General features: G+C 35.8%; 22 protein-coding genes. 12 read left to right on the top strand and 10 right to left on the bottom strand.

Annotated features, from left to right (window positions below; genetic code table 11):
• The first annotated feature begins 71 nt into the window (after positions 1-71).
• The 4 genes from BXY64_RS16205 to BXY64_RS16190 all read left to right on the top strand — a co-directional run bounded on the left by BXY64_RS16205 (position 72) and on the right by BXY64_RS16190 (position 2615).
• On the top strand, positions 72-908 hold the full coding sequence (locus BXY64_RS16205; protein WP_120241016.1) for an alpha/beta fold hydrolase: 837 nt from the start codon (positions 72-74) through the stop codon (positions 906-908).
• On the top strand, positions 908-1405 hold the full coding sequence (locus BXY64_RS16200) for an RNA polymerase sigma factor (protein WP_120241015.1): 498 nt from the start codon (positions 908-910) through the stop codon (positions 1403-1405). Before BXY64_RS16205 ends, BXY64_RS16200 begins: the two co-directional genes overlap by 1 nt.
• Positions 1406-1416: 11 nt before the next feature.
• The gene (locus tag BXY64_RS16195; protein ID WP_120241014.1) at positions 1417-1992 is read left to right on the top strand and encodes a hypothetical protein; all 576 of its coding nucleotides are present in this window, start codon (positions 1417-1419) and stop codon (positions 1990-1992) included.
• A 311-nt stretch (positions 1993-2303) separates the two neighbouring features.
• Positions 2304-2615, top strand: coding sequence for a helix-turn-helix domain-containing protein (locus BXY64_RS16190; protein WP_120241013.1), 312 nt, complete (start codon positions 2304-2306; stop codon positions 2613-2615).
• A gap of 83 nt (positions 2616-2698) precedes the next feature.
• Here BXY64_RS16190 and BXY64_RS16185 read toward each other — a convergent pair whose 3' ends face one another.
• Together BXY64_RS16185 and BXY64_RS16180 are read right to left on the bottom strand one after the other, a co-directional pair.
• The gene (locus BXY64_RS16185) at positions 2699-3721 is read right to left on the bottom strand and encodes an NAD-dependent epimerase/dehydratase family protein (protein WP_120241012.1); all 1023 of its coding nucleotides are present in this window, start codon (positions 3719-3721) and stop codon (positions 2699-2701) included.
• 124 nt (positions 3722-3845) lie between these two features.
• Entirely contained in the window at positions 3846-4256 is a 411-nt protein-coding gene (locus tag BXY64_RS16180; protein ID WP_120241011.1) for an OsmC family protein, read from the bottom strand.
• 158 nt (positions 4257-4414) lie between these two features.
• Between BXY64_RS16180 and BXY64_RS16175 the strand changes: the two genes are divergently transcribed.
• From BXY64_RS16175 to BXY64_RS16160, 4 genes are all read left to right on the top strand, one after another.
• Positions 4415-4615 (top strand): hypothetical protein, encoded by a 201-nt coding sequence (locus tag BXY64_RS16175; RefSeq protein WP_120241010.1) that lies wholly within the window; start codon positions 4415-4417, stop codon positions 4613-4615.
• Between the two features lie 273 nt (positions 4616-4888).
• The gene (gene ileS, locus BXY64_RS16170; RefSeq protein WP_120241009.1) at positions 4889-8329 is read left to right on the top strand and encodes an isoleucine--tRNA ligase; all 3441 of its coding nucleotides are present in this window, start codon (positions 4889-4891) and stop codon (positions 8327-8329) included.
• A gap of 45 nt (positions 8330-8374) precedes the next feature.
• Complete coding sequence (locus BXY64_RS16165) at positions 8375-8749, top strand: TraR/DksA family transcriptional regulator (protein WP_120241008.1); 375 nt, start codon at positions 8375-8377, stop codon at positions 8747-8749.
• 126 nt (positions 8750-8875) lie between these two features.
• Positions 8876-9490, top strand: coding sequence for a lipoprotein signal peptidase (locus tag BXY64_RS16160; protein ID WP_120241007.1), 615 nt, complete (start codon positions 8876-8878; stop codon positions 9488-9490).
• A 43-nt stretch (positions 9491-9533) separates the two neighbouring features.
• Here the strand turns inward: BXY64_RS16160 and BXY64_RS16155 are convergent, their stop codons facing one another.
• Both BXY64_RS16155 and BXY64_RS16150 read right to left on the bottom strand, forming a co-directional pair.
• Complete coding sequence (locus tag BXY64_RS16155) at positions 9534-9920, bottom strand: hypothetical protein (protein WP_120241006.1); 387 nt, start codon at positions 9918-9920, stop codon at positions 9534-9536.
• A 276-nt stretch (positions 9921-10196) separates the two neighbouring features.
• On the bottom strand, positions 10197-11060 hold the full coding sequence (locus BXY64_RS16150; protein WP_120241005.1) for a Cbp1 family collagen-binding glycoprotein adhesin: 864 nt from the start codon (positions 11058-11060) through the stop codon (positions 10197-10199).
• 318 nt (positions 11061-11378) lie between these two features.
• Between BXY64_RS16150 and BXY64_RS16145 the strand changes: the two genes are divergently transcribed.
• Positions 11379-13916 (top strand): hybrid sensor histidine kinase/response regulator, encoded by a 2538-nt coding sequence (locus BXY64_RS16145; RefSeq protein WP_120241004.1) that lies wholly within the window; start codon positions 11379-11381, stop codon positions 13914-13916.
• A 1-nt stretch (position 13917) separates the two neighbouring features.
• Here the strand turns inward: BXY64_RS16145 and BXY64_RS16140 are convergent, their stop codons facing one another.
• Both BXY64_RS16140 and rnr read right to left on the bottom strand, forming a co-directional pair.
• Entirely contained in the window at positions 13918-15270 is a 1353-nt protein-coding gene (locus tag BXY64_RS16140; protein WP_120241003.1) for a sigma-54-dependent transcriptional regulator, read from the bottom strand.
• Positions 15271-15423: 153 nt separating this feature from the next.
• Complete coding sequence (gene rnr / locus BXY64_RS16135) at positions 15424-17577, bottom strand: ribonuclease R (protein ID WP_120241002.1); 2154 nt, start codon at positions 17575-17577, stop codon at positions 15424-15426.
• A gap of 438 nt (positions 17578-18015) precedes the next feature.
• Between rnr and cysS the strand changes: the two genes are divergently transcribed.
• Together cysS and BXY64_RS16125 are read left to right on the top strand one after the other, a co-directional pair.
• Positions 18016-19491, top strand: a complete 1476-nt coding sequence (gene cysS / locus BXY64_RS16130; protein WP_120241001.1) for a cysteine--tRNA ligase — start codon at positions 18016-18018, stop codon at positions 19489-19491.
• A 74-nt stretch (positions 19492-19565) separates the two neighbouring features.
• The gene (locus BXY64_RS16125; RefSeq protein ID WP_170150687.1) at positions 19566-20687 is read left to right on the top strand and encodes a glutaminyl-peptide cyclotransferase; all 1122 of its coding nucleotides are present in this window, start codon (positions 19566-19568) and stop codon (positions 20685-20687) included.
• A 44-nt stretch (positions 20688-20731) separates the two neighbouring features.
• On the opposite strand, the gene BXY64_RS16120 is transcribed toward BXY64_RS16125, so the two are convergent.
• From BXY64_RS16120 to BXY64_RS16105, 4 genes are all read right to left on the bottom strand, one after another.
• Positions 20732-21295: a hypothetical protein gene (locus BXY64_RS16120; RefSeq protein ID WP_120240999.1), complete on the bottom strand. Its 564-nt coding sequence runs from the start codon at positions 21293-21295 to the stop codon at positions 20732-20734.
• Between the two features lie 440 nt (positions 21296-21735).
• Positions 21736-22605, bottom strand: coding sequence for a DUF3108 domain-containing protein (locus BXY64_RS16115; RefSeq protein ID WP_120240998.1), 870 nt, complete (start codon positions 22603-22605; stop codon positions 21736-21738).
• A gap of 467 nt (positions 22606-23072) precedes the next feature.
• Positions 23073-23384, bottom strand: a complete 312-nt coding sequence (locus tag BXY64_RS16110) for an MTH1187 family thiamine-binding protein (protein WP_110362038.1) — start codon at positions 23382-23384, stop codon at positions 23073-23075.
• A gap of 111 nt (positions 23385-23495) precedes the next feature.
• Positions 23496-25361, bottom strand: coding sequence for an Ig-like domain-containing domain (locus tag BXY64_RS16105; protein WP_170150686.1), 1866 nt, complete (start codon positions 25359-25361; stop codon positions 23496-23498).
• Positions 25362-25437: 76 nt separating this feature from the next.
• Between BXY64_RS16105 and BXY64_RS16100 the strand changes: the two genes are divergently transcribed.
• Positions 25438-26742 carry a hypothetical protein gene (locus BXY64_RS16100; RefSeq protein WP_120240996.1) on the top strand — a complete coding sequence of 435 codons (1305 nt, stop codon included), beginning with the start codon at positions 25438-25440 and terminating at the stop codon, positions 26740-26742.
• The last annotated feature ends 75 nt before the right edge of the window (positions 26743-26817 follow it).

Below are 26817 nucleotides of genomic sequence, written 5' to 3'. Positions count from 1 at the left end.
TTTCGACAAGTGTAACATTTGAAAAAGATGTGCATCAAAAGGGCAAACAAACAAATTAAAATTTTAGAATCATGAAATCATTTATTGTATCATTAGCCTTAGTATTTATTGCCAATTTTTCTCTTTTAGCTCAAATCAGTTCAATTCAAGTTGAAGTTGTTGGGCAGGGAGATCCGGTTTTATTACTACCTGGTTTTACTTGTCCGGGAGAAGTTTGGTCTGAAACTGTTGAGAAAATCTCCCAGAATCACGAATGTCATCTTGTTAGCTATGCAGGATTTGGTAATGTGCCTGCAATTGACAGCTCGTGGTTGCAGACCGTTAAAAAGGATATCGATCAATATATTCAGGAAAATAAGTTTTTAAAATTATCCATTGTAGGACATAGTATGGGTGGAACCTTGGCTTTGTGGTTGGCTTCGGAAAAGCAATTTGATATTAAAAAATTATTAATCGTTGATGCATTGCCATGTATGGGAGCGATGATGATACCAAATTATTCAAGCGATAAAATAAGCTACAATACCGAATATAATAACAACTTGCTTAAAATGAGTGATGAAGAGTTCAGAGGAATGGCAATGAATTTTGCAGTGTTTATGAGCAAATCTACCTCAAAACATCAACAAATTGTGGATTGGATGATGAAAGCAGATCGCAAAACTTATGTATATGGTTATACCGATTTATTGAAATTGGATTTGAGAGAAGATATTAAGAATATTGAATCGCAAGTTGTTATATTAGCTGCAGCTAACCCAAGCAAAAGTATGGTTGAAGGTGTTTACAACAATCAGTTTGCTGCACTTAAAAGCAAAGAGATTATTTACATAGAAAATTCAGCACACTTTATCATGTTCGATCAGTTCGAAACCTATATGAATGAATTGAAACAACTTTTAAACTAATGAACCAATCATTTAATACGCTTTACAAAGAAAACTACACCAAAGTTTACCGCTTGTGTTTGACCTATGTATCAGGAAATAAAGCTTTGGCTGATGATTTATCACAGGAGGTGTTTGTAAAAATTTGGCAAAACCTGGATCAATTCAGAAATGAGTCGCAAGTAAGTACATGGATATATCGAATAACAGTGAATACCTGCTTAATGCATTTGCGCAAGATTAAGAAATCGCAGGAAAAAATTACCGATCAAGTACCTGAAAGTTTATGCGATGATCAGGAAGATGATAGGGATGAAAGATTAAAAATGCTGCGTGCTTGCATAAAGAAACTAAACGAAATGGGTAAGATATTAATTTCACTAGTCCTGGAAGAGGTCCCACAAAAGGAAATTTCCGAAGCAGTGGGTTTATCAAACGAGAATGTAAGAGTTCAAATTCATCGTAACAAAGGAAAACTCTTCAAATGTATGACTAGTAAAGAAATGCAAAACGCTTAAAGCCTAAAACAATGAATAATTTTAAAGATATAAAATCAATATACGATAACCAGAAGTCCCCGGAGCCAACAAAAGTGCCAAAGGAACTTAAAAAACGAATCAAAAAAGCCGATCGTTTGGTCAACAATAGTCACATTAAAAATATAATCATTCTATCAATCACAGCATTGGCCATTGTAGGAATTGATCTATTCTACTTCACAACAACAAGTGTATTATTCGAAGTTGGAATTATTACCATGATTATGGCTTTGGCCATTCGAATTACAATTGAGCTGTTTAGTTATCGAAGAAAAAAGAACTTGAATATACTTTGTCAATCCGATCAATTCATTTCCGATTTGAAAGCTTTTTATCAATGGCGCAAGAAGATTCATAAATACCCAACTTATCTGACCTTTTCGCTTTATGTAATTGGTGTAGGATTACTATTTATAGAGTTTTACAAGTATTTGTCTGCCTTCTGGTTTAATTTTTTCCTTGTTGAGTTTGTAGTAATCATTGTGGTGTTGATATTTTTCATCAGGAAGAAAATCAAAAAAGAAATCAATACATTAAATGAAATGATAGAATTGTATGAAATTTAATAATCAGATATTCTAAAGATGAGCCATTCCTTTGGGGATGGCTCTTTTTCTTGCCTATAAGTTTGATAAGCTAAGCTGGAAGCATGATTTCTGATGATTATTTAGAAAAATTGATTGATGAATTCGTGATAGTATTCTAAAAATTAGGGAAATAAGCTAATATAACTATGAAAATCATGAGTTATTAATTATGAATCAATATTAATTCATTAAAAATCAACAAATAATCATTAAAATCTACTAAAAATTAGTATAAAGTATCGTAAATTTAGAAGAAAATCATACCTAAAACCATTAAAATCAAGCCTAAAATGAGTAAAAAGTATCCTATAAACGAGCTAATCTTAAAAGAAATGAAGAGACATGGGATGCGACCACCCGATTTGGCTCGTAGACTTGGTTTAAGTGTATCAACAACCTATTATTTATTGAGCAGAAATACCATACAGGTGGATCGACTGCGCCAGATTTGTAGGATTTTGAATACAAACTTCTTTCAAATATTGGCCGATCAGATGAATATGGATAATGATTCGGATGCCTTTAAAGATGAAGAAAAAGAGGCATTAAAAGCCGAGAATGAGACTTTAAAGAGTGTAATTAGAATGTTGGGGGGAAAGTGATTTCTACGCAAAGAACGCAAAGAATTATTTTCAAACTTTGCGATCTTTGAGAAAAACCTTAGTGTACTTCGTGGTTAATCTCATTAACTCTTCACTTTAGCCTGCAATGGATAATGCTGCACCGTATCTTTTATACTTTTTTCAATATCAATAAACTCAAAGTTTAGAGCATTTTTAATTTTTTGATTCGAATACTTCCTGATGTTGTGCGAAGCTCGCGCAGTTTCTTTGGTGAAACTTGGCTGTTTAAACAAAAATACCTTTTGCAAAGACGCCAAACGCCATCCTATTTCGGTCATTTTTGGCGAAGCATATTTTGTAGGCCCTTCTAGCCCAATATGTTTTGCGATGGCCTTAAATATGAATTCATAAGTACAGTCGTCGCCGTTTAAAACAAAGCGTTCGTTTACAATATCACTTTCCATCAACTGAAGCATGGCTTTGCTCACATCTCTAACATCAACATAGCCAGTTATTCCCCTGGTGAAATACTTTAAACCATTGGCAACCGTACTAAACAATAGCGAGCTGCCTTTGTCCCATTGTCCCGGACCCAAAATGATAGATGGATTTACTATTACGGCATTCAGCCCTTCCTCAATTCCTCTCCAAACTTCTAATTCCGATTGAAATTTACTAAGCGAATAGCCCGACCTTTTATCTTCAGGACTCCACGGAGTAGATTCGTTTACAGTATCTTCGCCTTCTTCGGGAGTTCCCAATGCAGCAATGGAACTTACCATACAAAACTTACGGATCTTCTTGTCGATACAAGTATTTATCAGGTTGCGGGTTCCTTCTACATTAATGTCGAGAAGGTTCTTTTTGTCTTCTTTTTTGAAAGAAACCAAAGCTGCACAGTGGTAAACATCTTTTATACCTTCCAAGGCCTCTTCCAAAGAATCAGGATCCAACATATCTCCATCAAACCATTCAATTGATTCGAAAAGTTGATTAGCATCTTTTGAGTAAAACGAAAAGGTTTTACGAACCAAATCGATATTGCTGCTCGATCGTTTTAAAGCACGAACTTTATTGTCATTTTTCAGTAAATCGTACAATAAATGTGAGCCAACTAATCCTGTGCCGCCTGTTACTAGAATCATTGTGTTTTGTGAATGTGTTAATGAGAGTTGAAACGCAAAGTCGCTAAGACGCTAGTAAGGAAATATTTCTTAGGGCCTTAGTGTCTTCGCGTTTTATTTTTTCTTTGTTTAGTTTACTAAACTCTTATCTTGCCCAATTCATTTTAATTGTCTGTTTCATATTGTCATGCACACTTAAAGGTACAGGACTAGTGCCGGCTACCGATTCAATAGTTTTTTTCTCTTCATCGGTATATTCTTTATCTGGGAAATTGAATTCTACAATCACCTCAGCTACTCTTCTTGGATCACTTGCCATGATTTTGGTAATGTCCAATTCTGTACCTACAATATCGATATCATTATCGCGAGCTACAATGCCCATAATGGTCATGATACATGAGCCTAATGAAGTTGCCAATAAATCGGTTGGTGAAAAAGCTTCTCCTTTACCTTGATTATCGGTTGGTGCATCGGTAAAAATTTTATTTCCTGATTGTAAGTGAACACATTCGGTTCTTAAATCACCCAAATATTTGGATTTTATAGTAGTCATGGTATTTTGATTTAAAATTTAAAGCTAAATATATCTATTAATTTCGAATTATATGCACTCAATTGGGAAGACACTGTTTATGGCTATTTTTCAAATTGCACCCACCCACTTTCAATTAATAATTGTATGACTTAATATAAATTTAAATTTTTTATAAAATGGAAAAGCCATACAAACACTTAATTTTTATAGGTGTGAATTTAATTGTAATTTTCATCACCATTTCGATATTAAACTATCTTATTAAAGACGAGTTTGATATATGGGATAATGTGACTCGTACTATTGTAATTACAGTCATATTGTTTCTTATGGATATTTTTGGCTGGTTAAAAGTAAAAAAGAAGAAGCAAGATTAAAGATGAGATTCTATTAAAATATTAATTTACTTGGATACCTTCAGACAATGATTGTTTGGAGGTATTTTCATATTTAGACTTTAAAATCTAAAGTAATAATTGAGTTATTATTTCGATTTATAAGCACTCAGATCATTTTCTAAAAAATCAAACAGTGAGATGCTGATTAAAAAACTGTTAGCTCTCTGATTATAGTGGAAATATGCTCATTCGCTTTTGTATTTTTTCTATATTTGTAAACTTTTTAGAAAATACTAGATTAAATTAATATAAATGAGCACGAAATTTCCAGAATACAAGAATTTTAATCTATCGCAGATTAATAAGGATATCTTAAAAGATTGGGAAGAAAACAAGACTTTTGAGAAGAGTTTGGAGACCCGTGAAGGTCATCCATCGTTTGTTTTCTACGAAGGACCTCCTTCGGCAAACGGAATGCCAGGTATTCACCACGTAATGGCTCGTGCACTTAAGGATATTGTATGTCGTTACAAAACTCTTAAGGGCTTTCAGGTGAATCGTAAAGCAGGTTGGGACACACACGGTCTGCCTGTTGAACTTGGTGTAGAAAAAGAACTGGGAATTACAAAAGAAGATATTGGTACCAAGATTTCGGTTGATGAATACAATGAAGCTTGTAGAACCAATGTAATGAAGTACACTCGTGAGTGGGAGGATTTGACTTCTAAAATGGGTTACTGGGTGAATATGGAAGATCCATATATCACTTACGATAACCGTTATATCGAAACGCTTTGGTGGTTGTTAAAGCAAATGTTCGAGAAGGATTTACTTTACAAAGGATATACTATCCAGCCATTCTCTCCTGCTGCAGGTACTGGTTTATCAACTCACGAGTTGAACCAACCAGGTTGCTACCGCGATGTTAAGGATACCACTGCAGTGGGTATGTTTAAAGTAGCTCGTGATGAGAAGAGTGAATTTTTATACGAAGGTATTGATTGCGATGCATACTTTATTGCATGGACAACTACTCCATGGACACTTCCATCGAATACTGCTTTGGCTGTTGGTCCTAAGGTTGACTATGTAAGAGTTCGCACTTTCAATCCATATACAGGAATACCATGTGTGGTGATTCTTGCAAAAGACTTGTTCTACAATTTCTTCGATAAGAAATATGAAGGACTAGAGTTAGGTGAATACAAAGCTGGTGACAAGCGTTTGACTTATAAAACTCTTTCGGAGCATAAAGGAACCGACTTGGAAGGAATTCGTTATGAGCAATTGATGCCATTGGTGAAGCCAGAAGGCGATGCTTTCCGTGTAATCCTAGGTGATTTCGTAACCACCGAAGATGGTACTGGTATTGTACACATTGCTCCTACTTTTGGTGCGGATGATGATAGAGTAGCGAAAGCAGCTGACATTTCTCCATTAATTCTTCGCGATAAGGAAGGTAAGATGCAACCAATGGTTGATCGTACTGGTAAATTCTTCAAGATTGAAGATTTGGATCCTGAGTTTGTGAAGAACTATGTGAATGTTGAAGCTTATGGCGAATACGCAGGTCGTTTTGTGAAGAATGCTTACGATCCTACTTTAACCGAAAAGGATGCAACTTTAGATGTTGATATTGCTGTTGCATTGAAGAAGGACAGTCTTGCATTCAAAGTGGAAAAGCACGTTCACAACTACCCACACTGTTGGAGAACTGATAAGCCAGTATTGTACTATCCATTGGATTCTTGGTTTATTAAAACTACAAAAGTTCGCGATCGCATGATCGAACTAAATAAAACCATTAACTGGAAACCTCAATCAACAGGTGAAGGTCGTTTCGGAAAATGGTTGGAAAACCTACAGGACTGGAACCTTTCTCGTTCACGTTACTGGGGAACTCCGTTACCAATTTGGGTAAGCGAAGATCGTACAGAAATAAAATGTATTGGTTCGGTAGCTGAGTTAAAAGCTGAGATTGAAAAATCAATCGAAGCAGGTTTTATGACTGAAAACATCCTTGCTGATTACGTTGAAGGAGATAACAGCAAAGCGAATTACGAGAAGTTCGACTTGCACCGTCCGTATGTTGATGGAGTATTCCTTGTATCTGATTCAGGAAAGAAATTGGTTCGTGAATTAGACTTGATCGATGTTTGGTTCGATTCAGGTGCTATGCCATATGCACAGCAGCACTATCCATTCGAAAACAAGGAGAATTTCGATAAGTTATTCCCTGCACAGTTTATTGCCGAAGGTGTTGACCAGACTCGTGGTTGGTTCTTTACACTTCACGCAATTGCAACGATGTGTTTCGATGGTGTTGCTTTCGAAAATATCATTTCTAATGGTTTGGTATTGGATGCAAAAGGAAACAAGATGTCTAAGCGTCTTGGAAATGCTGTTGATCCATTTACTACTATTGAAAAGTACGGTTCAGACCCATTGCGTTGGTACATGATTACCAATGCTCAGCCTTGGGATAACTTGAAATTTGATTTAGGTGGTGTTGAAGAAGTTCGTCGTAAGTTCTTCGGTACGCTATATAATACATACTCATTCTTCCAGCTTTACGCTAACATCGATGGATTTAATTATTCAGATGCTGATATCAAGATGGAAGAGCGTCCTGAAATTGACCGGTGGATTCTTTCTCTTCTAAACTCATTGATAAAAGAAGTTGAAGAGTGTTACGAAGCTTACGAGCCAACTCGTGCAGGTAGAGCAATTCAGAATTTTGTAAATGAAAATCTTTCTAACTGGTACGTTCGATTGTGTCGTAAGAGATATTGGGGTGGTGAGTATGATGCTGATAAGATTTCGGCTTACCAGACTCTTTACAAGTGTTTGGAAACCATTTCAGTTCTTGCATCTCCAATTGCCCCATTCTATATGGATCAATTGTTCAAGGATTTGAATTCTGTAACTGGATGTTTCACTGAAGAATCAGTTCACTTGGTTGATTTCCCTAAATACAATGAAGAAGAAATTGACAAAGCACTAGAGGAAAGAATGGACATGGCACAGAAAATTTCTTCTATGTCACTAGGATTGCGTCGTAAGGTAAAAATCCGTGTTCGTCAGCCACTACAGAAGATCATGATTCCTATTTTGGATGAAAGCATGGTTCCTCAGTTGGAAGCTGTGAAGAATATTATTCTTTCAGAAATTAATGTGAAAGAAATGGAATTCATTACTGATACTTCTGGTGTATTGGTGAAGAAAATCAAGCCAAACTTTAAGACATTAGGTCCTAAGCATGGTAAAATCATGAAACAAATTGCGGCAGCTATTGGTCAAATGACTCAGGAAGATATCGTGGCATTTGAAAAGGCTGGAAACTTCGCAATCAATGTAAATGACGAGAATGTAGATCTTACTTTAGAGGATGTTGAAATCATCTCAGAAGATATTCCAGGATGGTTAGTTGCTAATGAAGGGAAACTTACAGTGGCTATGGACGTAAACATTACCGAAGAGTTAAAACAAGAAGGTATTGCACGTGAATTTATCAACAGAATCCAGAATTTGAGAAAGGATAGCGATTTCGATGTTACTGATAAAATCAAACTTGAAATAATGATGCATGATTCTATCAACGATGCGGTACTTGCTCATAAAGAATACATTGGAAGTCAAACTTTGGCAGTAAGTGTTGAGTTGGTGGAAAAATTAGCAGAAAACGAAGCTAAGGCAGTAGAGATAGAACAAGGTGTAGAAAGCTTCATTAAGATTGAAAAAGTTAGTGAATAATCGATTTTTTGTTATCTTTAGAGAACGAATAAAACTATTGAGGCAATGACAGAAAAGAAGCGATATACAGACGAGGAGTTACAAGGATTCAAAGAATTAATTAACTCGAAACTTGCAAAAGCAAAGAAGGATTTCGATACATTAAAGGCTGTTATTTCTAACAGTTCTGGTAACGATATTGAAGATACATCTCCAACTTTTAAAGTGTTGGAAGAAGGTGCATCTGTTCTTTCAAAAGAGGAAGCTGGCCGTTTGGCACAGCGTCAGGCAAAGTTTATTTCTCATCTGGAAGCCGCTTTGATTCGAATCGAGAATAAAACGTATGGTATTTGTCGTGAAACAGGAAAGTTAATCTCACCTGAAAGATTACGTGCAGTACCACATGCAACTTTAAGTATCGAAGCTAAAAAGAAGCAGTAAACTATTCAACTTGAATATAGAAAATGATTGGAAGAGTATATTCTTCCAATCATTTTTGTTTAGAAGTAAAGGTTTTCATTTCTTTAAAAACTGAAAACAAACGAATAAAACATTTAACGTTAAGATATGTCGCTATTTAAAAAATCGGTAGCATTTATTGTATTACTTCTGATCTTGGATCAGGCACTGAAAATTTGGATCAAAACCAATATGATGTTGGGAGAATCTTATCACATTTTTGGTGATTGGTTTCAAATCTATTTTATTGAGAACAATGGAATGGCCTTTGGAATGGAATTAGAAGGTGAATGGGGAAAAATGCTATTAAGTTTGTTTCGCATCATAGCTGTATGTGGAATTGGCTGGTACTTGCTTGATATTTGTAAGAAAAAAGCACCTATGGGATTGATTATTGCCATTTCTCTGATTTTTGCAGGAGCTATGGGGAATATTATCGATAGTGCTTTCTATGGTTTGATATTTAATGATAGCTATTACCAAGTTGCTCAATTTTTGCCTGAAGGTGGTGGATATTCAAGTTTTCTGCATGGGAAAGTTGTTGACATGCTATATTTCCCATTGGTAGAAGGTAATTTCCCTGATTGGTTTCCAATTTGGAAAGGCGAACATTTTGTTTTCTTTCGTCCGGTATTTAATATTGCGGACTCTTACATCACAATTGGAGTTGCATTCATTTTGTTGTTTCAACGAAACTATTTCGTAAAAGAAGAAAATAACTAACGTAAAGATATAATAAATAAAAAAGCCCTTTAAAGGGCTTTTTTTATGACTTAGCTTGTGCAGCTTTTCTTCTACGTTGTGCTCTAAAATAATTAATCTGACTTCGTAAACTCCATATTCCACCAAGAATAACTATAAGGAATATCCATTGTTTACGTCCCCAACCTGCATCTCCAAAAATTCCTTTCGAGAGCATTACAACTGCTGTAATTACCAATAAACTTGTTAGCAGAGCCGCAACATGACCTATGGCTGCATTTTCTTTTCTGATTCCGGGTGTACAAAAGAATAAGATTACACCAAAGAATAGTGGAATAAGAGCTGTGAATTGCCAATCTCCAATTTCGTAGTACCTGGCAATAAAACCGAATGCTCCTGCTAAAATCAATACCAATGAGTATACTTTGTTAATTTGATATGCTTCTTTCATATTTGTTATTTTTATTTAGAAAAAATCTAAATACTAAAATACAAAAAGTCAGGAACATTCAAAATGAACTTGCCAATTCATTAAAATACCGATTAGGAATTAAATTGAGCCTTTGTTTCGTATACTCCCAAAGTCTTATTAATTCTCTATCGGCAAACCAAGGTAGTTTTAAATTTCAATAAAGTTTTTCTTTAAAACACTATTGGGCAATAATAAGAAAGGCCGCCCTACTGGACAGCCTTTCTTGGACAACCTTAAAACTCAACCATGAATTGATTATCGTACCGCAATTACTAAATACTTTGAAGACTTCCAGAATTCAGCTGGATCAAGTATGGTAATTCCTTCAACCGTATCAGTTCCCTCAACCTTATAAGAACCTGTTGGATGACTTGTTACCAAACTAATCTTCTTTCCTGTTACAGGAATTGTAGTAGTTTGCGTGATATCAATTTTTTTAAATTCACTTTCTTTAAAATCTTTGTTAAGAACTGCAGTTTTACCAATTCCGATAAATCCACCATCTTTAGTAATTACCTGCTTTTCTTTTAATTCTTTGCTAGTACCATAAACGTAATAACCTGTATTAAGAGCAGCTGTTTTTTCTGCAATCTCTTGGTTTTTGGTTTCGTTCTCGGTATTAAGTGCTAAAACAGTACCGTTTAATTCAGTTACTTGTCCATTTAAGTTTTCAACCTCGATGTTTAGTTTAGCAACTTTATCGTTTAAAGCGATAATCTCAGTTTCTTTTGCTTCCAATTTCGTTTTTAAACGATCGGTAAGCTTACGAAGCTTCGAGTTTTGATACCAGCTGTTATTTAATTTCTTCTCTAAATCAGCAATTTTTTCTCTATTTTGCTCCAATAAGTTATTGATTGAAGTAAGATCGCTAGCAATCTTTTGCTTTTGTGATTTATTAGGATTCTCAGAGTTTACTGATATAATTGTTTCTTTTTCTTTAATTATTTCAAGATTCTCTTCAATGGTATTTAAAGACTCAATAAAATCATTAATTGTAGAATCTTTTTGTTTTGCCATTGCTGTTAGTTGCTGATTCTGCTCTCTTAACTGTTTTAATTCTTTTTGGTTACAGGCCACGAAGAATGGTAAAATCAACAATACTAATACTAGACGTTTCATATAAATATATTTTAGAGATTAGGTTTCGCAATGTATTCATACTACATATGTGAATATCGTGCCGAAATGAACTAATGTTTAATAAAAAACAAACTTTTATCTGTAAGTATCATAAAATCAGCTGTATTTAATTGTGGTATTGAAATTGCTTGCTTTATTGAACAAACAATTTGGGAAATCGTATTGGGGAATTATTCTACACTTTTCGTGTAAATATTCCACAAGTGTGGAAACAGTGTGATTGTTCTGCACAACCAGTTTTACTTAGAAAAATCTTTTTTAACTTTACTAGGTTGAGGAAAATAAGAAAGCAAACCTATGAGTCCAGAGAAAAGAAGTAACATTAAAATAAAAGTTGTTCTAGGATACATTTTAGTATTCCTGGCCATTGTGGCTTCATTATTTATCGCAAACAAAGCATATAATAAACTACTTCATTCAGTAGCCATACTATCAAAACCTGATGCTGAAATTACCAGAATGAATCGGGTGCTTACAAATTTGTCGGAGGCAGAAAATAAGATCAGAGTGTATTCTTTAACCAGGGAGGAAAAGTTTCTGGCTAACTTCTACGAGAATATTATTGAGATTCAGAATGATTTGGATTCGCTAAGAAAATTTAGTCCAGATTCAGGAAGAGCGATTGTATTGATAGATTCAATGAATTATTTATTGGAGGAAAGAGCTGAAAAATTGGAAAAATTTGTGAAGTTGAAGCAGTCTAAAGAGCGCGTAAACCTTTCGCAAAATGCAATGAGGCAATTGAGTGAGGCTACCGATTCAGCAAAAACACAAATTAAAACTACAACAACTAAAACTACCATTCTAGATACAGTAAAAACAGCTAAAAAGGTAAAACCCAAGAAAAACAATTTCTTTAATCGATTATTGGGAAAAAAAGAAAAGGTAGATACTTTAGAAACCGTGATCCAACGAACCGAAGTGCAGGTGGATACAAGTTATTTGCCTCAGTCAGATAGTTTGTTGATGAGCTTACAGGATCAGTTGGAAAGAGCTCAGGAAATAGAAAAATTAAATAGAGAGATTGTATACAGAGAGGAACTTCGCCTGGTAGAAGAAAATACAATTATTTGGGATAAAATTAAATTGCTGTTAAGGCAGTTGGAATCCGAACGATTTAATCAACTACAGAAAGAATCCGATAAGGCAAAACAAATTGCAAGCAATACCATTTCGATTATCTCTATTATCATTATTGTTGGATTGGTCTTAGGTGTTTTGTTCATCATTTTTATTCTAACCGATATATCTAAGAGTAATTATTATCGTTCTGAGTTAATTATTGCTAAAGGAAAAGCTGAAAAATTGGCGAAGGTGAAGGAAGATTTTCTGGCAACCATGAGTCATGAAATTAGAACTCCTTTGAATGCTATTATTGGTTTTACCAATCAGTTGAATAAAACCAATTTGGAAAAGAAGCAAAAGAATTTTGTAAGTGTTTTGAAGAGTTCATCCAAACATTTGCTTGGATTGGTAAATGAAATACTTGATCTTTCTAAAATAGAGGCTGGTAAACTACATGTGGAAAGTATCAATTTTAATCCTCAGGCTTTGGTGTATGAGGTATATGACCTTTTGAAAGTTAATGCCACTAACAAGAATCTTGATTTCGAAATTGAATATACCGGAGAAAATAACATTCGCTTGTTGAGTGATCCATTCCGTATCAAGCAAATTCTTTTGAATTTAGGTTCGAATGCAATAAAATTTACAGAGGAAGGACAAGTGATGATAAGAGCATCCGTAATATCTGAAGGTGATTCTTTTTTGTTTGAGGTTGATGTTGAAGATACGGGAATTGGAATTGCTGAAGACAAGCAGGAAAGTATATTCGAAGATTTTAGTCAGGCTGATTCTTTTTCGGCGAGAAAATATGGTGGAACAGGTTTAGGTTTAGCAATTAGTAGACGATTGGCTGTTTTATTGGGTGGAGATTTATTTGTTGACAGTGAATTGAAGAATGGATCAACTTTTACATTACGATTGCCATTAAAAGAGGCTATAAAATCAGTTGAGGAAACAATTATCCAGCAAAAAATATCGATCTCTGAAGAGCTTAAGGATAAACATTTCTTGATTGCCGATGATGATGATTACAGTTTGCTATTGCTGCAAACCATTTTTAATACATGGAATTTAAAAGCAGAATTTGTTGACAATGGAGAGAAAGCTTGGAATTTGATTCAGAAGAACCATTACGATATGATTCTGACTGATATTCATATGCCCAAAATGGGAGGAATTGAACTATGTCGTAAGGTGCGAGAACTGAATAATAGCTATAAGGATATTCCCATTGTTGCACTAACTGCAAACGTGTTGGAATCAGATTTAAAGCAATACATTTCGTCAGGAATGACTGAATGTTTGGTAAAACCTTTTGATGAAGAACTTCTGCGTTCGATGATAAGCGAACTTTTATTAGGAGAGTACGAAGCACAACCAAAGATTAATGACATTGATATCACTGTTATAGAAGATGAACCACTTTTTGACCTTTCTCAAATTAAGCAGTTTACTTCGGATGATCCTGAATTAATTAACCAAATTTTAAATCAGTTTATAGATTCAGCAAAGGAAAATTTAAATGCCCTTCGTGAAGCAACTGATGAAAAAAATTATCTGGAAATAGGATCCATTGCGCATAAAATGTTGAGCTCTTTTAATCAGTTAAAAGTGGTGAGCGTTGCGCCATTGCTTAAGGAATTGGAAGATTTATTGCATAAAAAATCCGAAGTTGTTGAATCTCCGGATTATATCAATGAGTTGGTTGATGAGGTAGAGCAAAACTCTCAAATTGTAATTTCATCCATTGCAGATGAAATGGTGGTATGATTTATACCTCAATCCCGTATTGTTTAATCTTATTATAAAGTGTTTTTCTGTCGATATTTAATAAACGAGCAGCTTTAGATTTGTTGAAATTAACTTTGCGTAAAGTTGAGATGATCAACTCTTTTTCGTTTGCTGCCTGAATCAACTTCAAGTTCGACCCTTCGATTACAACATCATTTTTTGGTTGATCGTTCAGAATTTCGGTTGGCAAACTGATGATTTCAACCTGATCTCCCTGACTTAATAGTACTGAACGACGCACTACATTACGAAGTTCACGGAGGTTACCTGGCCAGGAATAGGTTCTGAATTTATCCAAAACTTCATCAGAGAATTTGTCAACCTCCTTTTTGAGTTCATTGTTCGATAAATCCAAAAAGTAATTGGCAAACAAAACAATGTCTTCATCACGATTTCTTAGTGCAGGAACTGTAATTTTAAACTCGTTTAACCTGTGATACAAATCTTCTCTAAAATCACCTTTGTTTACCGATAAAGCCAAATCTTCATTGGTTGCAACCACAATTCTTACATCCACATCAATGTCTTTGTTACTGCCAATTCTGCGAACTTTTCTTTCTTGCAGAGCACGAAGTAACTTCACCTGAATTTCGTATGATAGATTTCCGATTTCATCCAGAAAAAGTGTACCACCTTTGGCAGCTTCAAACTGACCTTCCTTATCGGTAATTGCTCCTGTAAACGATCCTTTTACATGACCAAACAATTCACTTCCTGCCAAATCTGTTGATAATGCACCACAATCTACAGCTACAAAAGTTTTTCCTTTTCGATTGCTTTCAGCGTGAATTCTTCTGGCTGCAATCTCTTTCCCTGTTCCACTTTCACCTTCTATAATTACCGACATGTCGGTAGGAGCTACCAAGCGGATGTATTGATCGATTTGAAGAGAGCTTGAACTTTCACCACGAACAAAATCAACAGCTGGTTTCTTCTTTTTTTCCTTCTTCTTAGGAGCTTCCTGTTTTTCCTGAGCTTTTTCCAATGCTGAGTTGATCAGCAATAAAATCTCATCAGGATTTAAAGGTTTGGTAACATACTCGAATGCTCCCATTTTTATGGCACTCACCGCTGTGCGAATATCTGCATATGAAGTCATGATAATTACAGGAACCGATGGATGCATGGCTTTGATTTTCTGCAAAAGTTCCAAACCATCAAAATCAGGTAATCGAAAATCGCTTAAAACCAGATCAAAAGTTTCAATTTCTAGCTTTTTAATGGCCTCACCTGCCGAGAAAACAGTGTCGGCATCAAATCCTTTACGTTTAAGCAATCCCTGAAGCATCAGGCATATGGTAGCATCATCGTCTATAATTAGTATTCTCTTCATGCGGAACAGTAGTGTTTTGTTTATCAGATCTTAATCAGTGTAGCTTTTGTGGTAGCACAAATATTAAGCTCTACAACCAAAATTACACAAAAAGCTCGGATGTATGAAATCCCGAGCTTTCTTTTATGATTTATTAAGATATTAACTTTCCTTTTAAAATTCTGCCTTGTCTGCCAGAACAAAATCCAATTGTTTTGCAACCAGATTGGCCTTGGCAACGCGTATGTTAATCTTATCTCCCAATTGGTAGATCTTACGATGATGACGACCAACAATGCAGTAGTTGTCTTCGTCGAATTCATAGAAATCATCCTCCAGCTCTCGGATAGAAACCATTCCTTCGCACTTGTTTTCATCGATTTCTACATAGAATCCCCATTCGGTAACACCAGAAATGGTTCCTTCGAATTCTTGGCCCAGGTGATCTTGCATAAATTCAACCTGCTTGTACTTGATGGAAGAACGTTCGGCATTTGCTGCCTTTTGTTCCATTTCGCTGCAGTGCTGACAAAATTCTTCGTACTTGTCTGCATTTACCGATTTGCTGCCATTCGCATATTTTTCCAATAGTCGATGCGCCATCATATCAGGGTAACGACGAATTGGCGAGGTAAAGTGTGAGTAGTGATCGAAATGCAAACCATAATGACCAATATTTACAGTAGAATATTCTGCTTTTGCCATCGATCGGATTGCCAAAGTTTCCACCAAATTCTGAATGTTTTCACCTTTTACATCATGCAATAGGTTATTCAAAGAAGTTGAGATTGCTTTAGCATTGGCAGTTTTGATTCCATATCCAAACTTGCGAATGAATTGGTTGAACGAATTCAACTTATCAGGATTTGGTTGATCATGGGTTCTGTATATAAATGTTTTTGCTTTTATACCTTTTGCTACTCTACCAACCGATTCGGCAACCTTCTTATTTGCAAGCAACATGAACTCTTCAATCAGTTTGTTTGAATCTTTTGATTCTTTAAAGAATACACGTGTAGGTTTTCCTTTCTCATCAATATCGAACTTTACTTCATATCGATCAAAGTCGATAGCTCCTTTTTTGAAACGTTTTTCGCGAAGAATTTTAGCCAATCGATCTAAGCAAAGAACCTCTTCTTTAAAGTCACCTTCGCCTGTTTCGATTACTTGCTGTGCTTCTTCGTAGGTAAACCTTCTGTCCGAATTGATAACGGTTCTACCAATCCAGGTATCCAATACCTCTGCTTTGTCATTCATTTCAAAAACAGCAGAGAAGGTTAGTTTTTCTTCATTTGGTCGTAGAGAACAGACACCATTGGAAAGTCGTTCCGGCAACATTGGTACTACTCGGTCAACCAAATACACCGAAGTTGCTCTATCGAATGCTTCCTTCTCAATAATGCTTCCTTTTTTCACATAGTGGGTAACATCAGCAATGTGAACACCCACTTCCCAATTTCCATTCTCCAATTTTCTCAATGATAATGCATCATCAAAGTCTTTGGCATCATGTGGATCGATGGTGAAAGTGGTAATCTCTCTGAAATCTCTTCGCAAGGCAATTTCTTCCTCTGTAATCTTATCAGAGATCAATTCAGCTGCTTCGTTTACTTTCTCAGGAAACTGGTAAGGCAAATCGTACTCAGCCAAAATTGCATGCATTTCCGTATCATTTTCACCTGGTTTACCAAGAACATTTACCACCTGTCCAACCGGGTTTTTCGATTTCCTCGGCCATTCGGTGATTTGTACAATTGCTTTTTCACCATCTTGTGCACCATTTAGTTTGGTAAGTGGTAAAAAGATATCGTAAGGCATTTGTCTGCTATCGGAAATCAGGAAGGCATAGTTCTTCGAAATTTCGATGATCCCCACAAAAGTGGTTTTCTTTCTCTTTACGATTTCCACCACTTCGCCTTCAGGTTGTTTACTTTTTCTTCTGGCGTATAGGTATACTTTTACCACATCGCCATGAAGTGCACGATTCAAATTGGCCTGCGATACAAATACATCTTCTTCCAAATCATCAGAAACAATAAAGGCAGCGCCTCTTGCGGTCATATCCACAGTTCCGGTGATGTGACCAATTTTCGATTTTAGTTTAAACTTGCCAGTTGAAACTTCGTGAAGGAAATCCAAATCGGTAAGGTCATACAGAATGCCTACCACCAATTGTTTTACTCCTATTTCCTTAATTTCCAATTGTCTGGAAACTTGCTTGTAGTTAAATGTTTTCTCAGGATTGTTGCTGAAAATCCCTACAATTAGATTTTCTAAGCTTTTGCGATTATATCTTTGACCTGATTGTTTTCTTTTTTTTCTAGTCATATCTTTTAAATCTTAGCCATAAGATTTTGTGAGCTTTTACCCAATTATTAATGTAGTGATAATAATCTTAAAAATGGGTATTGAACTCATTACTTCTCTTTTACTTTTTATTATCTGCATAAAATACAAATGCAGAATTGTACTAAAAATCATATTTGTAGTACGTTTTGTTGAGTTCTGATAAAATTCCGTTCGAGAGGTAAATCCGGAATTATCAATCTTGTCGAAATTACTACCAAACAAGATGTTCAAGTGCGGTATTGCTGTGACAAAGATAGAAGTACAAATCTATTTCAGCAAAAACTTAGGTAAAATAATTATTAAACTATGCTTAGCTATCTATCAGGAATCTAAAGATATTGACAAGAATAAGCCACAAGAGCCATAATTTTTTATAATTTTACAGCCCCAAACAAAAATTCGAATTACATTACGGATATGGAAAACAAGTTGTTCATTTATAATACACTAAAGCGAAAGAAAGAATTGTTCGAACCACTTAACGCACCATTTGTTGGTTTGTATGTTTGTGGTCCTACAGTTTATGGCGATGCTCATTTAGGTCATGCTCGTCCTGCAATTACTTTCGATTTACTTTTTAGATATCTTACTCATTTAGAGTATAAAGTTCGCTACGTTCGTAACATTACCGATGTTGGTCACTTGGTGAACGATGCCGATGAGGGAGAAGATAAAATTGCTAAGAAAGCTCGTTTAGAGCAGCTTGAACCAATGGAAGTTGTTCAATATTTTACCGATCGTTACCACAAGGATATGGACGATTTGAATGTACGTAAGCCAAGTATCGAGCCACGTGCATCGGGTCATATCATTGAGCAAATGGAAGTGATTGACAAATTACTGGACAATGGTTTTGCATACGAAAGCAATGGTTCTATCTATTTTGATGTAGAAGCTTACAGCAAAAAACATGAGTACGGAAAATTGTCAGGTCGTAAGATTGAGGAGTTGATCTCGAATACTCGTGAATTGGATGGTCAGAGCGAGAAGAAAAACTCATTTGACTTTGCTCTATGGAAGAAAGCTGCACCAGAGCATATCATGCGTTGGCCATCGAAATGGAGTGATGGTTTCCCAGGATGGCACTTGGAATGTACTGCTATGGGAGAGAAATATTTAGGTGAACAGTTCGATATTCACGGAGGTGGATTAGATTTACAATTCCCTCACCACGAATGTGAAATTGCGCAATCAACTGGAGCAAACGGCAAGGAAGCTGTAAAATATTGGATGCACAACAACATGATTACCATTAATGGTCAGAAAATGGGTAAATCCTTGGGCAACTTTATTACACTTTCGAACATGTTTTCGGGCGAAAACGATGTGTTAGATCAGGCTTATAGCCCAATGACCGTTCGTTTCTTCATGTTGCAAGCACATTATCGCAGTCCGCTTGATTTCTCGAACGATGCATTAAGAGCTGCGGAGAAAGGATTCAACAGAATGATGGCTGCAATTGCTACTTTAGATAAAATCCAGGCATCAGCTTCTTCGAGCATTAATGTTGCTGATTTGAAAACCAAATGTTACGAGGCATTGAACGATGACTTGAACACGCCAATATTAATCGCTCACCTTTTTGATGGTGTGAAAATGATTAACTCGTTGGCAGCAGGAACAGAAAGTATTACTGCTGAAGATTTGGAAAGCCTGAAAACACTATACAATACTTTGGTGTTTGATGTTTTAGGTTTGCAGATAGAAGGATCGGATGATGGGGGCAACAATGAATTGCTTGATAAAGTAATTGCCTTTTTGCTTGAAACCAGAAACGAGGCCAAAAAGAACAAAGATTGGGCTACGGCCGACAAAATACGAGATGAATTGACCAATTTAGGCATCGTGGTGAAAGATACCAAAGATGGTTTTGAATGGGAAATCACAAAATAAACATTGAAACTGTCCTGAGTAATCGGGACAGTTTTTTTATTTTTATCAAACCAAACACTAAACCAAATACAACAATGAAATTTCAAATTCTCTTCTCTTCTCTATTTTTTATTCTATCAGGCTGTGGTAACAATGGTGCTACAAAACCTGAAACTGAGAAAAAGGAAGTTGCTCCTGCTGCTAAAACCATCGAGTTTGTAAATAGCATGCGATTAAAAGCACCTAAAAGAGGAGATGTATTTGCTTATGGCGAAGAGATTGAAATTTTGGTTCATCCGAAGAAAAAAGCTGGCGATATTGATTCTTTGCAATTGTGGGGCGATGGCGAATTGGTACAAACCATTACTTCGAAACCATGGAATTTAAAATGGAGGCCAACAAAGGATAAAATGGGTAAGCACAATATGAAGTTGATGGCTTATCATGAAAATGGAACAGTTGGTTTGGTAAGCACTTACATCAACTTAAAGTCGAATCAAGTTCCTGCTGATTATGCTTACGAAATTGTAAATTCATTTCCTCACGATAGACGCGCTTACACACAAGGATTGTTTTTTCATGATGGATTTTTGTACGAAGGAACAGGCCAGCATGGCGAATCGTCTTTAAGAAAAGTGCGCTTGGAAAATGGTGAAGCCATTTCCATTAAAAATTTGGAGCAGGAATATTTCGGAGAAGGAATTACCTATAGCAAAAACAGAATTATACAGCTAACCTGGCATGCACGAAAAGCATTTGTGGTTGATCCTGAAACTTTCGAACAGATTGATTTCTTCGAAGTACAGACTACCAATGGCGAAGGATGGGGAATTACTGCCATGAATAATGAATTGGTAGTTTCTGATGGCTCGAATGTACTTACCCTTCTTGATGATACCAATTACGGAAAGAAACGTACCATTGAAGTGTATGACAACAACGGCGCTGTTACCAACCTAAACGAGCTGGAGTACATTAATGGTAAAATTTATGCCAATGTATGGTTAACCGAGCGAATTGTAATCATCAATCCTGAAACGGGTAGAGTAGAAGGTAGCATTCACTTGGGAACAATTCTAAAGAAAAAGGATAGAATTAACCTAGACAAAAACGACGATGTTCTAAACGGAATTGCCTGGGATGAGGCTACACAAAGAATGTTTGTAACTGGCAAACGCTGGCCTAAGCTGTTCGAAATTAAGATTGAGAAGAAGTAGGTTTTATAAACTTGGCGTAGAAAGAAATTCATACTTGTTATGAATTAGTGCAGCTCTATATCAATAATATGATTTAATTCTGCCCACTCTACAAAATCATATTTTTCAAATTTCTTTTTCCATTCCATTTCCTTTCCCTCGGGAACATGAAAGAAAATTATACAACCAGCGGTTTCACCTTCTGTTTGTTCTTTTAGTTTTAAGATTTTCATAGAATCGAGCCAATCTAACTGATAGGGTTTGTTCTTAATATCAAAAAACCTAGGAAATATAGTTATCACTTTTGTTTGATAATGTAAGTATCCATTAACGAACCAAGTGTTGCCATCATTGGTATATGGCTTTTCATTTAAATAGTTCAGGACATACTGCAAACTATCTGAAGGAAGATTTGATGTATAAACTTGTGAGTGTATGTTTTCAACATCAAGATCTAAGCTATTTATAAAATCAAAGACTTTATTGATTGTAAAGGATCCTTTAATTTTTACTAAAACATCCGTAGGTACAAACTCATAATCTGGTTTCTCTATATCGTTGTCAGTATTTTGCTCACAAGCTAATACCGAGATCAAAACAATAATTAAAATGAATTTGTATGCTTTCATAGTAACGGCTTTTTTAGTAGATGTTATTATGAGTTAATGGTTGCGTTAGAAGCCTTAAATAGAGTCTGTTCTTTAAAGTTGGCTCAATGATTATGGAGAACTATTCCGTTACATAGTTTAATAACGCCACATACAAAACTGTTACGACCACATAGTTTCCAAACACATCCACATATAAAAATAATAGGGCCACATATCGGATGACTATCTCCACACTCTATATCAGAGCGTCCACACTAATAACGAACATGTCCACACTATGTGGACGACATGAGAGAATGGGTGGAAAGCTTAATTAATGGTGTGGAGTAAATAAGTGGATGTGTGGCAGTAGTGATTAAAGGTGTGGAGCAAATAAAAATAGGTGTGGATGTAACAAAAAAGGGTGTGGCAACACTTAGAGGATGTGCGGAAGATGTTTTTATACAGAAAGAATTACACTATTCCTCAATCTCAAGCTTGCCATTTCGCTTTTTAAAGAAGGAATTTTTGGAGTTTCTCAATCCCTCGTAGGAATCCAGAATTCCTTTTACACTTCCTACCAAAACTTTGGCTTCAACCTGTATGGGAATTCGGTTGTCGTCGTTGCTCAGCCAAACGGTCATGTCTTCTCCGCCTTTAAACATGGTTCCCTTCACCAATAAGGGAGAAAATTTTAGGCATTCGAACCTTTCGCCCGATTTGGTTTTAATAACTTCCACCCCTTTGTAGCGAATGTATAGCGAATGAATTTCGTTGTCAACCAGCATCGACAGGGGAATTTTATCGCCCTTTTTGTATTTGCTAAAATCCAGATTACGCACATAGTAGGCCACCGATAGAATATCGTATGTACATGGTTTGTTGGCCAGAGTATCTAATTTTTCAGGCTTTTCACGCTTCTGAATTTTTGAAAGTATAGTGCTGTCGGAGTAGTTGAACCAATACTCGTGATGGGCATGATACTTTGCCTCATGGGTTCGTCTATCGAAATACAATGGTCTTAGGTTCTCTCTTTCGGTATAGGCAGTAAGGGTATCACGCAAGTGGAAAAACCAATCGAAAGCCTTTAGGTTTTTACCTGTACCATAAAATTTGTAGGCATCCTTTTCCTTGTATTTGCTCTGCTCAACGCTAAGGTTTACCTCGCCGGCAGCAACCCATATAAATCCCCAGTTGTAATAACCACGATAGGTTAACTTCTCTCCAGCCTCGAAGGCAAAATTCTTTTCGAGGCATTGTGCTGAAGCATTGTTGCCAAATGCACAATACAAGAGTAAAAATACAAGTAGTGTTTTTGTACACTTAATTACTGATGAGGATAAGGGCATTAATTGATGATTTACAATTGGAAAATAGACTCTGACAGCTTTTAAGAAAGGCTGTTGGTTTATTAATTTATCTCTTCATTTACGAAATGAGTTTTTCTATTTAATGATACTCTTGCTTACACATTATTTTCGTATAAATAATTCGACGAACCAATAAAGAGACAATCGTTTAATTTTCAAGTTCTCCCCTCCTAGGGGAGATGGCGACAGCCAGAAGGGTGTATTTTTGATTATATTTCTCATTTCACCCTTTTCCCTGTCGGGATTTGGTTCACAAACAATTTTCATACTAATGTGTTCACGAGCTCCGCTTCGCTACGGTTCCCTAAAAGGGAAAAACTCAGTATGAAAATACTGTATAATATTTATTTGTTCCTAATCAATAGTTACTTCATGTTTGTGTATAAACAATAGATTAAAAAGGAGAAAAACATGATTACATTCTCTTACTCTTAATTAACCTCGCATTACCTACTAACCTTACCAATCTTCTCCTCAATGGCTTCAACCTTTGTTTTTAGGCGATTGTCTTTGCCTTTTTGGCTGTCGATATTCATTGTGCAATAAATGCGATTCGAGTTTTCGGCCAAGATATCGTGCGATTGGTTCACCACCTCTAAAGCCTGTGCCATGGTGTCGGTCTCCAATAAAGTACCCATGGCAGTAAGTTGGTAATTGTACCCGCTTTCGCGGATCAGGTCGATTACCTTACTAACTTCCGAACTAACGCTATCGCCCTTATCGGTTGGAAATATTGCAAATTCAACTAAAACTGACATTTTATATCGTTTATATATGAAATTATTGATTGATATAATGCCGATCTATTAATGAGAAGTATTTAGGAGTGAAAAGAACTAAATACTTTCTTCATTAAAGAATCGGTATCATTATTTACGTTTGTTTTTCTTTGCCTTTTTGTCGATCGCCTTTTGCATCTCTTCTGCCTCATGATCGTGGTCATGATCGTGCTCATGCGATTGGAACATGACTTCTTTGCTTGCAGGAATCATGATTCTGTCTTCAACCTCCCAATTCGATCGTACTTTTAATTCTTTATAGAAATAGTATACCTGTTCTGGCTGAACTTTTTCATTGTAGTTACCAGTATCCCAAACTCCATTTTCGTTACGATCTTCAATTATTTTTACAATGTAAGTTTTAGGTTCCAGGTAATCGAAAATTATCGTTTGATCGGATTTTATTTTCTTGGTTTGAATTATTTTCTCCTCTTTTCCACTTTCGAGCAATTGTACCAAAGTAGGCATTTTTACACCAGATACATTCATGAACAACTTGCCGTAATGTTCCAACTCGCGAGTGGTAATTTTTCCTTCGAAAGAGTCGCTGTAAATACCGTAAATGTTTTGGAATGCAGTTGAGTCGATATCGATTTTATATTTGGTTTCAGGCTGCCAGTCAACAATGAAATTGTATTGCAACAGATTTTTTGGATCTTTCTCGATCTTAAAATCAGCAGGAATTTCCAAGGTATCTTTCAATTGGTAAAAATGAATGCTGTCGTAATTAATTTTAGCCAAAGGTTCATCGAAACGCATCGCGATGTTCTTGTGCAAATCTTGTGTCGAACTGGTTTTAAAGCTAAACTGGTATTTAGGCTTTTTAATTTTTACTTGTTTCTTTTTCTTCTTCGCTTGTTTTGCTTTTTTCTTGTCTTTAAAGTTCAGCTTTACGGTATCTTGAAATAAGCTAAGCTGATTTGTAGTATCCGTTTTTAGGTACTGCAATGCTGCCAATAAAGTATCGCGTTTGTAAATGGTCGAATCTGTAATCCAAAAAGCAAGCGTGTCTTTTGTTGGATTAATTTCAGCCAAAAACCAATTTGGATTCTCTTCAAATCCTACAAAATCAATTTTTAAACTATCTGTTCTTTTTGCATTGAATTCAAATTCTAGCTTCTCTCTTCTTGGTCTTTTGTATCCGGTAAGGTATTGCAACGGATCTTCTTCATCAAACATTCTAATGTGGATGTTATTGGGTTCCAAAGCTGTTGCTTTTTTAATCATAACAGAATCGCCACCAATAGAATCCAATTGCTCAAAGCGGTGAGCTGAAGGAACAATCAGCTCATCGAAATAACCAATCATTTCGCCGGGACCATTGTACAAATAGTCTTTGTTGCCATCAACAATGGCAAATAGCTTGTAAGTTCCTTCGCGTAGGTTATTCAATTGAAAATATCCTGCCGAGTCGGTTAAAGCAATGTAATCGGGAATGGTGGTTAATGGCACCGAATCCTGAGTATTCAGGTATGCCATTACCATCGATTTTTCAACTGGCAATTCGTCAAAGGCATTGTCAATTTTCCCTTTAATACTTAAAGAGTCGATTGTTTCGCCTGTTGAAAATACAAACTGGTATTCGCCCAGAGGATTTCCTTCGTTGTTGTCCACAATACCATCACCAAAATCAAGAGTATAAGTGGTATTTTCTTTTAATTCTTCTTCTAATTTTACATATATCGATCTTCCTTTTAACTTTACGATCGGATTTTTCTTAAAAGGAGGCGAAACCACAAACTTTTCATTGATATTTTCAAGTCTGACAAATTCGTCGAAGAAAATCTCTACTTTGCCACCTTTAAAGTTAAGGGCGTAATTTTCAGGTTTAGTTTCCGTAACTTTTGGAGGTGTCTTATCTTCAGGTCCACCGGTTGGGTAACCCTGATTAGCGCAAGAATATATAAATAACGAAACTGATAATCCCAGAAGGATATTTAAAGCTATCTTTTTCAAATTGATTGGTTTTGATAATTGATATTCGCAACAAAATTACAAAGTTTAAGTACAAAAATAAGTTAATAAAAGTAAAATGGTTGATTCATCTGCATTTTCGATAGAAAACAGGCAAAAATTTTTAGAGGAAGCTACTGGCGACAAGTTTGATTTTGTATTTACAAGCTGTGGTTTCAAAGAGGCTTTGTTCTGCCTAATTGCTTCGGGCTTGGGATTCCGTTGTGCATTGTTTTGTGAGAATGATTTTGAAAATGTGCTTCACACCGTAGTAGATACCAAAGATGCAGGGAAGAAATCCATTATAAGTTTGCGCGAGCGTTTTCCTCATTTGATTCTTCCGGATGAATACCTTCATGTGGAGAAAGAGAAGAAGCGTTTTGCCGGATTATTTTCCAATACCATCAAAGAAAAGGATTTGCCTCGATATGAATCGAGCCTGCAATTAAGCGCAGGTGCTTTTGTTTGCCTTGAAAGTGAATTCAAAATAAATGCCAATCGATTGTTGATTTCGATCATTAAATCGGCAGTTGATAATGGGGTGTGTATTTTGAATCATGTGAATTGTGAGCCGGGAAGTGAAGGGGAATTGATTGTGTCGGATCGTTTGAATTTGATTGAGGATTCTTATTCGATTCATTACGACAAGTTGATTCAGTTTTCAAATTTGGATAATGAACAAAGCACTGAATTGTACATTTATTTGAATAGGAAAGGCCTGTTTTTAAAAAGAAGTTTAAAGTTTCATGTAGAAAATAAATTGGTTCGATTGATTCGGTATCAAGATCATTTCTTGTTGATTTGTGAAAGCGATAACATGAATCTTGATTTTGTAAAGAAGGTATTGGATGAACTGAGTTCGATGTTTGTACACGAAATTTCCTTTAACGAGGATGATATTATTTCTTCTCAAATTGTTTCGGTTGATGGCAATGCCAAATTAAAAGATCAACTTTCTGAATTAGAGAAGTATTGCAAGAAGTATCTGAATGTATCGGGGGCGGGATTTGTAGATCGCTTGCACAAATTTTCTGTTGTCGACTCGCATTTCGAAGGTCGCAAGGAAATACAGGAGTTGATAGAATTTGCAGACTTTAAGTATGATGAGGCGAAACAAACAGGAATTGATCCCATTTCTTTTAAAAATGTTTTCTACCGATTTGGTTCAGAATCTGAACAATTAACCGAACAGGCTTACGAGTGGCGAGCAAAATACGGTCCTGGCGAAAAATTGTGGCAAAATGTACAATTGTGGTACTTGTACAAGCATGAAATGATTTGTAGCATGGATGATTATTATGCACGAATAAATTCTATAGATAAGACAAATCCATCGAGTTTATCTATCGATGAAGAGGTTATGAATAAGTGCCTTTTCGTATAATTACTCAAAAAATGTTGTAGAACATACTGTTTATGAAATATACCTACAATTAGGTATTGTTTGCTGAACATAGCT

It is taken from the genome of Marinifilum flexuosum, assembly GCF_003610555.1.
GTDB lineage: Bacteria > Bacteroidota > Bacteroidia > Bacteroidales > Marinifilaceae > Marinifilum > Marinifilum flexuosum.
The sequence above is the reverse complement of the archived record's forward strand: the minus strand, read 5'-3'. Positions and strand labels throughout refer to the sequence as shown.